This window comes from Rufibacter radiotolerans, assembly GCF_001078055.1.
In the GTDB taxonomy this organism is placed as follows: domain Bacteria; phylum Bacteroidota; class Bacteroidia; order Cytophagales; family Hymenobacteraceae; genus Nibribacter; species Nibribacter radiotolerans.
Map to the genome: position 1 here is coordinate 2,160,557 of NZ_CP010777.1, position 13,905 is coordinate 2,174,461.

The following is a 13,905-nucleotide window of genomic DNA, read 5'->3' on the forward strand; positions in this document are numbered from 1 at the left end:
GGAAGGCGAAATTCGGCAACGAAATCGATTTCCTTGCGAATTTATTAAATTTTTATGGGTTAACCACAGCCTTATTATCAACTTTCCATGGCTTTTATCAATTCTTCTTCACTTGTTGCAGCTTACCCGTATGAGGTGTAACTTTTGCCCCACCCAAACCTGAGAATATGCCTAAGGCACCTACCCTACTCCCTTTAGTTGAATCAGATAGCTGGCTTACCCCCTATGCCCCGCAGTTGAAGGAACGGCAGGATCGTTTTAACCAAACGGTCACCTACATAAACCAGGAAACCGGCTCTTTATCGGCGTACGCTGCCTGGCACCACCAGATGGGTCTGCACTTTGAGCCTGAGCACAACGGCTGGCGCTTCCGCGAGTGGGCCCCGGCCGCCCGTTCCCTTTCCCTGATTGGGGACTTCAATTTCTGGGACCGCTCCCGCCACCCCCTGCAGCGGCAGGAAAACGGAATCTGGGAAATCTTTATCCCGGCTTCTGAGGCGCAACTAACCCATGGCCAACGCTACAAAGTGCACGTGGTAGACGCCAACGGCGAGGGCAAGGACCGCATTTCTCCGTTTACCTTCCGGGCCATCCAGGACCCCGACACCTATGATTTTTCGGGTCAGGTCTGGCAACCCGAAAATCCTTTCAAGTGGAATGATGGGGCCTTCAAAGTCAAAAAAATTACCCAACCCCTCATCTACGAGTGCCATGTGGGCATGGCCCAGGAAAAGCACGGGGTAGGAACCTACCGCGAGTTTGCCGATACCATCCTGCCGCACATTGCGGAGACCGGCTACAACTGCCTGCAGTTGATGGCCCTCATGGAGCACCCCTACTATGGGTCCTTTGGCTACCACGTGTCTAACTTCTTTGCGCCAACCTCAAGGTTTGGCACGCCCGAAGATTTAAAATACCTGATCAACGAGGCCCACCGCCGGGGCATTGCCGTGATCATGGACCTGATCCATGCCCACGCCGTGAAAAACGAGGCCGAAGGCCTGGCCAACTTTGACGGTTCCGGTGACCAGTATTTCCATGCCGGGCCCCGAGGCACCCACCCCGGCTGGGATTCCATGCTGTTTAACTACGGGTCCCCCGAAGTGCGGCGCTTCCTTTTGTCTAACGTGCGCTATTGGCTGGAGGAATTCCACCTGGACGGCTTCCGGTATGACGGCGTCACGTCCATGCTTTACCACCACCACGGCGAGGGCGTGGCCTTTGGGCACTATGACCGCTATTTTGACAAAGGCGTAGACGAAGACGCCATTCTGTACCTCCAATTGGCCTCCCAATTGTCCCATACCATGAAAGCGGGCTCTATTCTCATTGCGGAAGACATGAGCGGGATGCCCGGTCTCTGCCGCCCCATTAAAGATGGTGGGGTTGGGTTTGATTACCGCCTGGGCATGGGCATTCCGGATTACTGGATCAAGACCCTTAAGCACAAGCGGGACGAAGACTGGAACCTGGATGAGATCTGGCACGAACTCACCAATCGCCGTAAAGGCGAGAAAACCGTGGCGTACGCCGAATCACATGACCAGTCTCTGGTAGGTGACAAAACCCTGGCCTTCTGGCTCATGGATAAGGAAATGTACTTTCATATGCGCACCGATGACCCGAACCCGGTCATTGACCGCGGCATTGCCCTGCACAAAATGATCAGGCTCATCACCCTGGCTCTGGGCGGAGAGGCTTTCCTGACTTTTATGGGTAATGAATTCGGTCACCCAGAATGGGTGGATTTCCCAAGGCTGGGCAACAACTGGAGCTACCAGTATGCGCGCCGGCAATGGTCTCTGGTAGAAAATACAGAACTGCGGTACCGGCACCTTTGGCAATTTGAGAAGGAAATGTTGGCCATAGCCCAGGAATATAAGATTATGGAGCACGGGGCGGCCCATAAACTTCACCAGGACAACCACAACAACGTGCTGATCTTTGAGCGCGCCGGCCTGGTGTTCCTGTTTAATTTCTCCCCGCAGAATTCAGTGCCGGATTACAGGTTCCCGGTGCAGGAGGCGGGCAGCTATTCGGTTATCCTGTCTTCAGACGCGCCGGAGAACGGTGGGCATGACCGGGTAGACACCTCTATACGGTACTTTACCCAACCCACCAAATTCGGGCCCAGAATGAGTATCTACCTGCCTAACCGGACCGCGCTGGTGCTCAAGAAGGAAGATTAGAAGCAAAAGCAGCTGGTTTTATGATGGTGCTGCCATTTTGAATTTGGCTAAAAGTAAAAGGCCTCCGCAGTATTCATGCGGAGGCCTCTTTGTTGCTGGGATTTCCTTCGGGTAAAAAACAGGTTCAGGTTTGGGTACTATAGCTGCCGTTTTAAGGCGTTTTTCCTAAAACAGGTCCAAAACGCTTTTAGAGAACTTAGCCCAATAAGGGAAAATTAATTCTTTGGCAATAGAACGTTCTGCAGGGCCTCATTCACCTTGTCTGCGGTGGCATCCCAAGTCAGGTGTTGCAATGCCCGCTGGTTGGCTTCCACCTGTTTCTTGCGCAGGCTCTTATCGCGCAGCAAGGAAACAATGTGCTGGGCCAGTCCATCAATGTCATTGCAGTCGGCTACGTTTGCCTGGGGTAATACCTCAGCGGCACCCGTCTGCATAGACAGAACCACCGGCAAACCTACCTGCGTCGCTTCCAAGGCGGCCAACCCAAAGGGCTCTGACAGTGCGGGCAGGCAGAAAACTGCCGAATTGCGGAGAAGCTTCTCAGCTTGTTCTGGGGGTAAAAATCCGGTGAAGGTCACCGCGTCCTTAATGCCCAGTTTCTCTACCAGCAACCTGGCCTCCTCTAACTGGGGGCCATGGCCCGCTAAGACAAAGTGCGCAGCGGGTTCATGAAGCAAAACTTGCCTGGCTATTTTAATAAACTGCAAAGGTCCCTTTTGGGCAACCAATCGGCCCAGAAAAGTAACCTGCTTGTTTTTAACCGGCGTAGCCGGGGCAGAAGAGATTCTATCGGCACCGTTGTAGACTACTTTCACCTTCTTGGCAGAAATGCCGTACCGTTTCACAATCATACGGGCGGTGCGTTCGCTTACGGCCAGCACCAGATCAGCGGCTTGCAGGGCTTTTGTTTCCAGTTCATACACCCAGCCCAAAGGCTCCCCTACCTGGCGGTCAAAAGACAGGCTGTGCACGTGCAGTACCAATGGAATCTTGCGCTGGATCTTGATCTCCACCCCGGCCAGGTACGTCATCCAGTCATGGGCATAGACTACATCTATCTCTTTATGCGAGGCGAGCCTGGCAGCATAGCGGGCAAACTGAATCACCTCAAAATTAATAGTGCCTTTGGCCCAGGTGGCCACCGAGATTTGGGGCTGCCCTATCTTGGGGATAGAAGCAGGACTGTTGGTGGGAGCGGTTTCCTCAGGCCAGGTAGTTACAGGCGCTGCCTCGTGCTCCACGGGGTCAGTAAGAACGGGGTACGAAATACTCTCCTCCGGATCTTCATACGGGAAAAGGTTAGCGGGCACCCGGTGGGTAGTGGCAAAGCGGTCAAAGGATTTGGCCACGGGGGCCTGCTGGATTTCCTCCAGGTCAAGGGTATCCAGGCCTACTACTTCCGCATGGTGCTCAAGCGCCAGATGGTCTGCCTGGGGCACAATCATGGTAAGCTCTACCTCAGTGGCAAGAGCCTCTGCCAGGTGAAAACAGGCTTTGCCTACTCCTCCGTTCAGAATGGGCTGATCTTCCCATCCTAACATTAATACGCGTAGTTTTTTCATTACAGGCTTATTTTCCTCTTTTGGGGAGGGGGGAGTGGTTGACTCGTAAAGTTAACCATGCATTGCTCTATATCAAGGCGCACGACGGCATTTTTTTAAATTGCCGAAGTTAAATAATGACGGATCTAAAAAACATTCCGTAATTATGCAGTTTATTTAAAGTACAAATACGTACCTCCAACTTCATCTTCATTCTTCGCCCTTTCTTTAATATGCAAGATTCTATTCAGGATACCAATTACATGATCAATGATCTGGTGACCCAGCGGGAAGAATTCTTCGCGGGTACCGTTCAGCGCGTGGAAGCAACAGAGAGGTCAGTGCTCCTGGTGTGTGACAACCGCGTGAGTTTATTGGTAGAGGCCGTTTCACAGAATATACTCAAGTTCAGATACGCCACCGAAGGCACCTTTGGCCGGGACTTTTCCTACGCCCTTTCCCCCGGCCGGCCCCAGCACGAGGTGCGCCTGAAGGTAAAAGAGCTTTCAGACCACATCAGGCTCACCACCAAATTCCTCATTTGCACCATTTCCAAAGAGGGCCTCATTACCCGCATTCTGGACAGGTCTGGCAATGTGCTCAATGAGGACGAGAAGGGTTTCCACTGGGAGGAGCACAAAGAGCACGGCGGCGACATTGTAAAAATGAGCAAAGTCAACCAGCCCAATGAGTTCTTCTACGGCCTAGGCGACAAAGCCAACAACATGAACCTGCGGGGCAAACGCGTAGAAAACTGGGGCTCAGACACCTACGGCTACGTGAAAGGCACCGATCCCCTTTACAAGAACATCAACTTCTACATGGGCCTGCATCGCCGCCAGGCCTACGGAATATTTTTTGACAATACTTTCAGAACGTTCTTTGATTTTGGCTCTGAGCGCAAAGAAGTAACCAGTTTCTGGGCCCAGGGCGGCACCATGGACTATTACTTCATCTATGGCCCCAGCTTGACGGAGGTGGTCCAGAACTATACGGAACTGACCGGTCCTCCGGAGTTACCCCCCTTGTGGGCTTTAGGCTACCACCAATGCAAATGGAGCTACTACCCTGAGAACGTGGTGAAAAACCTAGCCAAAGGCTTCAGGGAGCGCCGCATTCCCTGTGACGCCCTCTACCTGGACATTGACTACATGGAAGGGTTCCGGTGCTTTACCTGGAGCAAGAGCCATTTCCCGGAGCCCAAGCGCATGGTGCAGGAGCTGCTGGAAGACGGCTTTAAGACCGTGGTGATCATTGACCCCGGCATTAAAATTGACCCCGAGTACTGGGTGTACCAGGAAGCCATGGCCAATGACTTTTTCTGCCGGCGCGCCGATGGTCCCTTGTACAAAGGAACCGTTTGGCCCGGCCTCTGCCACTTCCCGGACTTTACCCGCGAAGACGTCCGCACTTGGTGGGCCGGCCTGTTCCAGGGGCTTATTGCCGAAACCGGGGTTAAAGGCGTCTGGAATGACATGAACGAACCCGCCGTTTTTGAGATTGGCACCTTCCCTAATGACGTGCGCCATTACTTTGACGGCGAACCTTGCAGCCACCGCAAGGCCCATAACATCTATGGCATGCAGATGGCCCGCGCCACCTATGACGGCGTAAAGAACCACGCCTACCCTAACCGCCCCTTCACCATTACCCGCTCTGGCTACGCAGGTGTGCAACGCTACGCCTCCGGCTGGACGGGAGATAACATTGCCTCCTGGGACCATCTGTGGCTGGCCAACATCCAATGCCAGCGCCTGAGCATCTCAGGTATGTCTTTTATTGGCTCAGACATTGGTGGCTTTATTGAGACCCCAGACGGGGAACTATACATCAGGTGGTTGCAGCTGGGTATTTTCCACCCTTTCTGCCGTACTCATTCCTCCGGTGACCACGGGGACCAGGAGCCCTGGTCGTTTGGCGAGCCCTTTACCTCACTGGCCCGCAAGTTCATAGAGCTGCGCTACCAACTGCTGCCCTACCTGTACACCACCTTCTGGCAGTACACCTCCCGCGGCACGCCTATGTTAAGGCCCCTGTCGTTCCTGGACCAAACCGATCTGGAGTGTTACCACCGCATGGCCGAATTCACCTTAGGCGACCATGTGCTGTTATGCCCTATCACGCAACCCAAGGTAGAGGGCCGTATTCTTTACCTGCCTAAAGGCAATTGGTATAATTTCTGGACCGATGAAATGGTGGCCGGCAAAGGAGAAATCTGGGCCGATGCGCCGCTGGACAAAGTGCCTATGTTCATTAGAGCGGGGTCCGTGATTCCTTTTTACCCGGTACAGCAGTACGTGGGGGAACTGGAGAACCCACCGGTAACCTTGCACGTGTATTACGGCACCCAACCCTGCGTAAGTGAGTTGTATGAAGACGGCGGCGAAGGCTATGGCTACGCCGAGGGTGGTTTCCAGCACAAGGTCTTCCTAACCGAAACCACTTCGGGCACTTTCAGACTGAATCAGAAAATAAACGGTGCCGGCGTTAACGCTAACCCTTATTATAGCCTGATTATTCATGGTCTGCCTGCCCCTACCGCTCAGGTGTTGGTAGACGGACAGCCTATGGCTTGGGAGGTAGTGGATGGAATAAACCTGCTGCACTTAACCGTTCCTGCAGGTTTCCAGGAAATTGAGTTTCATCCGGTTCCGGTAGCTTAATTACGGCAGCGGTCAACCAGTAAAGTCAGGCTAAAAATAAAGTGCTTCCTGTTTTGGGGCCGTTTTTCTGAAAACGGCCCCAAAACAGGAAGCACTTTTAATGGGTAGGGTATTGTTCCTATTCCTGCGGAACGCCCAGGGCCAGTTGGTAGGCCCGCTCATAGTGCACTAGCAGTTTTTTCCAGTCAAACATCTCAGACAGGCTCTCTACTTTGTTCCGCTGGGTAATGCGCTCGCGGCGGCTCATCTCCACGTAATCAAAGAGGTGCTCGGTAAGCTGTTCCGCAGATTCATCAAAGCCGCGGTCATGGCGGTCAATCACATAAATACCTTTCTCTGAGTACTTTTTCACGTGTTTCTTCACGTAATCCCCGAAGCCGGACAAGTCACTGGTGACCGCCGGAATCCCGCTGGCTACGCACTCCAGCGGCGTATAGCCCCAAGGCTCATAGTAGCTGGGGAACACGCCCAAATGGCAACCCCGCACAAACTGCCCATACTCTAATCCAAACAAGGGGTTGATGGGCGAAATGAAGTCCGGGTGGTACACCACCTTCACCCGGTCATCGGCGTTGTTGATGAGGTTGGAGGTGCGCAGGAAATGCAGGATCTCATCGGTTTGGTCATTGACCAGGTTGTGGGTGACCACTGGCGGCAGTTGGTGCGTTTTCCAGGACTGAATGGTACGGCGGTAGCGCAGTTTCCAGTAATCGTCTACGTAATCATTCAAAGAAGGCAGCCGGTAGTCTGTACTGGCGGCGGCATCATAAAAGAGCCTTTCCCCTACCTGGTCTTCAATGGCCTTACACGTTTCCTGGATTTCCTCCATGAGGGCCTTGCTATGAAGCACACCCGGGTTTATAGAATGGAACGATTGCTTGGTCACAAAGAACATGACCACGGTCATGTCGCTTTTAGCCTCCTTCATGCGGTGGTTCAGGCGGGCCAGGGCCTCCAGGGTCAGGTCAAACCCTTTATTGCGGTACTCAAACCGGCCTGAGGTAAAGAAGTAGAGCGTCTTGTCCAGGTTGAAGGGGAAACTCTGGAAGAAGTGCCCCATCACAAACTGGTGGATTTTCTTTTTATAGGTGAGGTGCAGGTTCTGAAACTCGTGCATGGCGGTAAACCGCCTGATGTTCAAGCCATTGGGCAAGACGGTATCCGGGATGCGGTCCAGTAGGTAAATACACTCGCGCACCGTCACCTCGCTCACCGTGGTGAACACATGCGCCCCGTGGGCGGCGGCCCTTTCAATAGACACCGCCGGTTCAATGTTGAAATTCTTGGCCTCTTTCTGCCAGTCTACGGCGGTGAGTTGGTCATAGAAATTGGGGTCGTTCATGGCCAGGTACCGGCCCAGCAAGGTGGCGTGGGTGGTGAACACAATCTTTACGGGCACCTGCTCCCTCCGCAAATCCGGGATAGCCGAGCCCACCATCCACTCATGGAAGTGGGCCACCACCTGGGCCTTTTGGGCCACAATAGCCAGAAACTGTTTTACCTGATGCCCAAACGCAAGCACCTGGTGCAACAAGTCCTCATTGGAGGTAGGGATTTTATGGTTTTCCCAGAGGAAATACTTGATCTCATTTAACTGACCAAAGGCGCTGTACGGGTTGATCAATACAATTTTTGGGCGGCCGGTAACCAACCAGGTGCCGTAATAGCATTCCACGCCTTGGGCCCTGAGTTCCAGCACCGCTTTCCCGAACACGTCTGAGTAATCTTCAGTGGGCTCAAATTCATTGGCGGCCTGCTGCGGAAAGAAAGGACCTACCAGGCAATACTGGTCGCCCCAGTATTCAATCATGGCAGATACTTTGGAACGAATCACCGTGTAGATGCCCCCTACCTGGTTACATGCTTCCCAGGCAATTTCCACTAAATGGGGAGAAGCAGCAGTTGTTTGTCTCATTGGGTACTGGTTTTTGGCCTATTTTACTCAAAATAGCTTAAAACAGATGTAGAAAAAATCTTTTATTTACCTTCTTGCCTGCCAGCATTATGCCATTTACTTCTCCTAAAATCATAACCAATTCACCCTCAAGCTGCTACCTCCTTCCACTAAAACAGAACAACCCAGTGCGCTGGGCTCCGGTAATTCAGTCCAACATACCCAAGGATTTTCAAAAAGGGAGAACAAACGTTTGCTGACGGCCCCTATAGGAAAAGCCTTCCAAAAGAACCACGACTTAATATCTGGCTTAGGCAACTTCTCTGCCCTGAAAACGATAACCCTATCTACCAGGCCATGGAAGCGCGGGAGACCAGCTCCGTTTCATTTCCCTGTTTTTAGTAATTTGCCCTTGGGGAGCTAACCTCCGAATCCTTTACCCTACACGTACCAACCTATGAGCATTATTTATGAAGGGCATGTCATCTGGGCCCAGGTAGACGCCAACATGCACCTCCGTCATTCGGCGTACGCCGATTTTGCGGCCCAGGCCCGTATTGCCATGATGGCCACTTTGGGTCTTGATTTTAAAACCTTCCAACAGCTGCACCTGGGGCCTATTCTGTTCAGGGAAGAGTTGCAGTACCTACGCGAAGTAGGGATCAATGACACCATCCATATCAAATCCTTACTGACCAAGGTGCGGGAAGACGGCTCCCGGTGGAGCATCCGGCACCTTCTTTACCGGGGCGACGGGATCAAGGCAGCCATCATAAATGTGGACGGCGCCTGGATTGACCTGCTTAAAAGAAAACTGGTGCCTTTGCCCAAAGACCTGGCCGCGAAGTTTTTAACGCTGCCCAGGGCAGAGGATTTCCAACTGGAATAAACTTACTGATAGAAAAGTGCAGGAATGAAAAAAGCCTTCGTATTCTGTTTTAGGGCCGTTTTCTTAAAAACAGGCTTAAAACGGAACATGAAGGCTTTTTAGCTCAGGATGAACTGTTTTCCAGGTTAGGGTTACTTGTTCAGGGAAAGAATGTATTTGGCCATTTCCTTGGCATCTGCCTCACTGATACCGGGGTGCGGCGCCATCGGGATCTGCCCCCACACACCTTTTCCTCCTTTAATGATCTTGTGAGCCAGGTAATCAAAGTTCTCTTTTTTAGACGGGTACTTTTTTGCCACATCTATATAGGCCGGCCCAATTAGTTTTTTGTCAATTTTATGGCAGGTCCCGCAGTCTGAGGCCGCTATCAATTTCTGGCCTTTCTCAAAGGTCTCATTGGCTTTTGCGTTTGTCTTGGCCGCGATTTTAGGCTTTGCCTTGGTGGCCTGGGGCATAAGCACTGTGCTTTCGGTAATAGCGCCAGAGTTGGCATACGCGGTATCAATGGAGGCTATACCCAGGGTAACAGCAGAGAACAAAGCAAGACAGCTAAGCGAAAGGGTAATTTTTTTCATGGCAGGGGTTTTTGAGGCTCAGAAAGACAACAGCAAGATACTTGTAATTGCCAGCCAATTTAGCCATTTGCTCCATTTCCCCAATCCTACCCCGGAAAGAATTTACAAGCCTGAAATATACGCCCGTAAAAAAGGGAGCCTTCTGGACTCCCTTTTTCTATCTATTCTGCAGGTGCTCCCTCCTTCTCTTTCCGGGTACCGCTGTAGAGCTCATACTTGAACAGCCTTGACTCAATGGGACCATTGTAGAGCGGAATGCGGCGCGAAGGCTTCAAGCCAATCCGTTTGGCAGCTTCCAGGTTACCCGTGAAGATACAGGCATCCCAGTCCTGGAAATTAGATTTGAGGGTATCGCCTATCAGTTTATAGAGCTCGTCCATATCGGTGTCACGGCCAATGCGCTCGCCGTAGGGCGGGTTCATGATGAGCAGGCCTTTCTCCGTGGGTTTGGTGGCCTTGGCAAAATCCAGTACCTGCAGGGGCTGCACGTATTGGTCAATTTCGGCAAAGGCCAGGTTGTTCTGGGCGGCTTCCACAAAGTCCGGGTCAATGTCTGATCCGTAAATCTTCACATCATTCTCGGTGTCTTCCAGGGCCAGGGCATCCTGGTACACGCGGTTATAAAGGTTGGCGTCATAGTCGGGCCAGCGCATGAAGCCGTAGTCGCGGCGGTACATACCGGGGGCAATGTTGTGGGCCAGCAGCGCGGCCTCTGTTAGGAAGGTACCCGAGCCGCACATAGGGTCATACAACGTGGTTTTCTTGTCCCAACCGCTCAGCAGCAGAATACCGGCAGCCAGTACCTCATTCAAAGGTGCCACGTTGGTCTGTTGGCGGTACCCGCGGCGGTGCAAAGAGTCACCGGAAGAGTCCAGGGCCAGAGACACGATGTTCTCGTGCATGTGCAGGTTTATCCGGATGTCGGGCGTGGCCACGTCAATGCTGGGGCGCTGGCCGGTGGCGTCCCTAAACTGGTCTACAATGGCATCTTTGGTCAGCTGCGACACATACAAGGAGTGCTCAAACGTAGACCGGGACACTACGGCATTAATGGCGAAGGTATCATTCACGCCCATGAACTGGCTCCAGTCCTGTTCCCGCACTTTCAGGTATAGTTCTTTTTCATCACGGGCCTTGAACTGCGCGAAGGGCTTCAAGATTCTGATAGCGGTACGGCACCAAAGGTTGGCCTGGTACAGCAGGTATTGGTTTCCGGAGAAAGTGACGGCCCGCACGCCCACCTTCACGTACTTGGCCCCCAGGTCTGTTAATTCCTGGGCGAGTACTTCTTCTAACCCCGCCATGGTGGTGGCGGTCATGTTGAAATTCTGGTTTACTTTGGGTGCGGCCATAAAATACGATTGGTGCGGTGGTGACAGGTTCTGGCTGGGCCAAACCCGGTAAGCCGGCAATTTCGGAAAAAATGCGCGCATGCCCTGCACCCTTGCCCGCTAAGCGGCAGAAATAACCTCAGAAAGGTGCAGACCAGGCTTGCCGCTTACTTATTAAAATAATTTATTAGAATTTGGGAGGTGGGTGCATCTAAAAACAAGATATTTCCCGCATATTTGACTTTAAGCCAAACCTCTTCAAACAACATATGTCTAAAGTAGTTACTTCCCACCCGTCAGACCTGAATCAGGCGAACGGAACTTCCAATGATCTAAGGCCTATTCTCATTATTGGGGCACTGTTCTTCATCTTCGGGTTTGTGACCTGGCTGAACTCTGTGTTGATTCCCTACCTAAAAATCGCTTGCGAACTTACTGATTTCCAATCCTATCTGGTGGCTTTCGCTTTTTACATTGCCTACTTTGTCATGGCGTTGCCTGCGGCCTGGGTTCTCAAGAAGACCGGCTACAAAAAAGGGATGTCCTGGGGTTTGGTGGTGATGGCCTTAGGCGCCTTGATCTTTATCCCAGCCGCTATGTCCCGCACTTATCTGCTCTTTTTGGTAGGTTTGTTTGTGCAGGGCACTGGCTTGGCCATTCTTCAGACCGCGTCAAATCCGTACATTACAATTCTAGGTCCGCGTGAAAGCGCGGCCAAACGAATCAGCATCATGGGTATCTGCAATAAAATTGCCGGTGCCATTGCCCCCATTGTTTTAGGGGCTATTGCCCTGGAAGGCGCTGACCAGTTAGTGACCGATCTAAAGACCATGGATGCCGCCCAGAAGGCCCTGGAATTAAATGCCCTGGCGGCCCGTGTGATCACCCCGTACCTGATTATGGTAGTGGTGTTGCTGGTGCTTGCCTTTCTTACGTACAAATCGGCTTTGCCGGAGATTGACACCGAGCAGGAGGATGAAACCGTGGCCGCTGCCAACACACACAAAAGCAGCATTTTCCATTTTCCGCATGTCTTGCTAGGGGCATTTGCCTTGTTTCTATATGTAGGCGTGGAAGTGATGGCCGGCGATACCATTATCAGTTATGGCGCTTCACAGGGCATTAGTTTCTCTACGGCCAAGTTCTTTACCACCTGCACCTTGGTGGCCATGCTGGTGGGCTATTTAATTGGTATCGCCACCATTCCAAAATATCTTAAGCAAGAGAGAGCGTTACAAATCTCCGCCGTTTTAGGCGTTATTTTCACTGTGGCGGCTATTTTCACCCATGGCTACATCTCTGTGTTGTTCATTGCTTTGCTAGGCCTGGCTAACTCTTTAATGTGGCCTGCCATCTGGCCGCTGGCCATCTCAGACTTAGGCAGGTTCACGAAAGTGGGGGCTTCCTTACTGATCATGGGTATTGCCGGAGGCGCTATTATTCCTCCCCTATATGGCTTGTTATCTGATGTATTAAAGGACACGCAGCAGGCCTACTGGATCATGGTGCCTTGCTACCTGTTCATCTTGTATTTCGCGACAGCCGGTTATAAAATCAGGACCCGTTAAGCATTTCCGTTTTGGGCCCGTTTTGGCCAAAACAGGGTAAAAACAAAGCCTTCCCTTTTCTTAAGGGAAGGCTTTTTGCTTCAAGCAGAATCCGGAGGGGTTGTATCCTCCTTTTGTCTGCCTATTTCTGTACTTTTGCGCCGTCACCCCATTTATTCGCCATGGACATTCAAAGAGACGCTTCCCTTCAGCAGTACAACACGTTTGGCATAGACGCAAAGGCCCGCCTTCTGGCTACCTTTTCTTCTGTAGACGAACTGCGGGAATTGCTGGCCCACCCCGAAGTGCAGGCGCTGCCAAAGCTGGTATTGGGCGGCGGAAGCAACGTACTCTTCACGCAGCATGTACAGGGAGCGGTGCTACTGAACCGCATTAAAGGAATCACGCAGCACGAAGAGGAAGACAAACAGCATGTTTTAGTGACGTCAGGCAGCGGCGAAACCTGGCATGACTTGGTGCTCTATTCTCTGGAGCATGATCTGGGGGGCATTGAAAACCTTTCCCTGATCCCGGGCACGGTGGGGGCCGCTCCCCTGCAGAACATTGGGGCCTATGGCGTAGAACTGAAAGACACCTTCTATTCCTTGGAAGCCCTGGAAACGGCCACGGGCAACCTGGTGACCTTTAACAAAGAGCAATGCGGCTTTGGCTACCGCGAAAGCATTTTCAAGAAAGAGGCCAAAGACCAGTTCATCATCACCTCGGTGACGCTTCGGCTTACCAAAGACCACCGTTATAACACCAGTTACGGCGCCATTAAAGACACCCTGGCGGAAAACAAGGTAAAGGAACTAAGCCTGCGGGCCATTAGTGAAGCCGTCTGCCAGATAAGAAGAAGCAAACTCCCAGACCCCGCTAAAATTGGCAACGCCGGCTCTTTCTTCAAGAACCCTGAGCTTCCTATCCCTTTATATGAGCAACTGAAACACACCTACCCTGCCATGCCCGGCTACCCGGTAAGCGAGCAGACGGTGAAGATTCCGGCGGGTTGGCTCATTGAGCAGTGCGGTTGGAAAGGCAAGGTATTGGGCCAGCATGGGGTGCACAAAGACCAGGCCCTTGTGCTAGTGAATTATGGCGGTGCCACCGGTAATGAGGTGAAGGAACTGGCCTATGAGATCATCAAATCTGTAAAGGAAAAATTTGGCGTCAGCCTTACCCCGGAGGTGAACATTATCTAGCTCTTTGCTTATAGATCTTAATCATAAAGAAAAAGGCCTGCTTTACAGCGGGCCTTTTTCTTTATCTTGTTTTA

9 protein-coding genes are annotated in these 13,905 nt (G+C 52.1%); 5 read left to right on the forward strand and 4 right to left on the reverse strand.

The window, feature by feature from the left end; genetic code table 11:
• The first annotated feature begins 167 nt into the window (after window positions 1-167).
• On the forward strand, window positions 168-2,189 hold the full coding sequence (locus TH63_RS09015) for an alpha amylase C-terminal domain-containing protein (protein ID WP_048920661.1): 2,022 nt from the start codon (window positions 168-170) through the stop codon (window positions 2,187-2,189).
• A 215-nt stretch (window positions 2,190-2,404) separates the two neighbouring features.
• On the opposite strand, the gene TH63_RS09020 is transcribed toward TH63_RS09015, so the two are convergent.
• The gene (locus TH63_RS09020; RefSeq protein WP_082161607.1) at window positions 2,405-3,751 is read right to left on the reverse strand and encodes a glycosyltransferase family 4 protein; all 1,347 of its coding nucleotides are present in this window, start codon (window positions 3,749-3,751) and stop codon (window positions 2,405-2,407) included.
• 212 nt (window positions 3,752-3,963) lie between these two features.
• On the opposite strand from TH63_RS09020, the gene TH63_RS09025 reads away from it, so the two are divergent.
• A complete protein-coding gene (locus tag TH63_RS09025) occupies window positions 3,964-6,393 on the forward strand; it encodes a glycoside hydrolase family 31 protein (protein ID WP_053093769.1) in 2,430 nt (809 codons plus the stop codon).
• A 118-nt stretch (window positions 6,394-6,511) separates the two neighbouring features.
• Here TH63_RS09025 and TH63_RS09030 read toward each other — a convergent pair whose 3' ends face one another.
• Complete coding sequence (locus TH63_RS09030; RefSeq protein ID WP_048920663.1) at window positions 6,512-8,308, reverse strand: glycosyltransferase; 1,797 nt, start codon at window positions 8,306-8,308, stop codon at window positions 6,512-6,514.
• A 436-nt stretch (window positions 8,309-8,744) separates the two neighbouring features.
• Between TH63_RS09030 and TH63_RS09035 the strand changes: the two genes are divergently transcribed.
• Entirely contained in the window at window positions 8,745-9,176 is a 432-nt protein-coding gene (locus TH63_RS09035; protein WP_048920664.1) for an acyl-CoA thioesterase, read from the forward strand.
• 131 nt (window positions 9,177-9,307) lie between these two features.
• Here the strand turns inward: TH63_RS09035 and TH63_RS09040 are convergent, their stop codons facing one another.
• Window positions 9,308-9,751, reverse strand: coding sequence for a c-type cytochrome (locus tag TH63_RS09040; RefSeq protein ID WP_076606450.1), 444 nt, complete (start codon window positions 9,749-9,751; stop codon window positions 9,308-9,310).
• Window positions 9,752-9,912: 161 nt separating this feature from the next.
• On the reverse strand, window positions 9,913-11,103 hold the full coding sequence (locus TH63_RS09045; protein WP_048922706.1) for a THUMP domain-containing class I SAM-dependent RNA methyltransferase: 1,191 nt from the start codon (window positions 11,101-11,103) through the stop codon (window positions 9,913-9,915).
• A 248-nt stretch (window positions 11,104-11,351) separates the two neighbouring features.
• Here TH63_RS09045 and TH63_RS09050 point away from each other — a divergent pair, with 248 nt between their 5' ends.
• Entirely contained in the window at window positions 11,352-12,650 is a 1,299-nt protein-coding gene (locus TH63_RS09050; RefSeq protein WP_048920665.1) for a sugar MFS transporter, read from the forward strand.
• A 161-nt stretch (window positions 12,651-12,811) separates the two neighbouring features.
• Complete coding sequence (gene murB / locus TH63_RS09055; RefSeq protein WP_048920666.1) at window positions 12,812-13,831, forward strand: UDP-N-acetylmuramate dehydrogenase; 1,020 nt, start codon at window positions 12,812-12,814, stop codon at window positions 13,829-13,831.
• Window positions 13,832-13,905 lie beyond the last annotated feature (74 nt).

Excerpts from the sequence above, each read along its gene's own strand:
- TH63_RS09025 (WP_053093769.1), top strand. The coding sequence starts at position 3,964 with ATGCAAGATTCTATTCAGGATACCAATTACATGATCAATGATCTGGTG.
- TH63_RS09045 (WP_048922706.1), bottom strand. The coding sequence starts at position 11,103 with ATGGCCGCACCCAAAGTAAACCAGAATTTCAACATGACCGCCACCACC.
- TH63_RS09040 (WP_076606450.1), bottom strand. The coding sequence starts at position 9,751 with ATGAAAAAAATTACCCTTTCGCTTAGCTGTCTTGCTTTGTTCTCTGCT.
- TH63_RS09030 (WP_048920663.1), bottom strand. The coding sequence starts at position 8,308 with ATGAGACAAACAACTGCTGCTTCTCCCCATTTAGTGGAAATTGCCTGG.
- TH63_RS09035 (WP_048920664.1), top strand. The coding sequence starts at position 8,745 with ATGAGCATTATTTATGAAGGGCATGTCATCTGGGCCCAGGTAGACGCC.
- TH63_RS09050 (WP_048920665.1), top strand. The coding sequence starts at position 11,352 with ATGTCTAAAGTAGTTACTTCCCACCCGTCAGACCTGAATCAGGCGAAC.
- murB (WP_048920666.1), top strand. The coding sequence starts at position 12,812 with ATGGACATTCAAAGAGACGCTTCCCTTCAGCAGTACAACACGTTTGGC.
- TH63_RS09020 (WP_082161607.1), bottom strand. The coding sequence starts at position 3,751 with ATGAAAAAACTACGCGTATTAATGTTAGGATGGGAAGATCAGCCCATT.
- TH63_RS09015 (WP_048920661.1), top strand. The coding sequence starts at position 168 with ATGCCTAAGGCACCTACCCTACTCCCTTTAGTTGAATCAGATAGCTGG.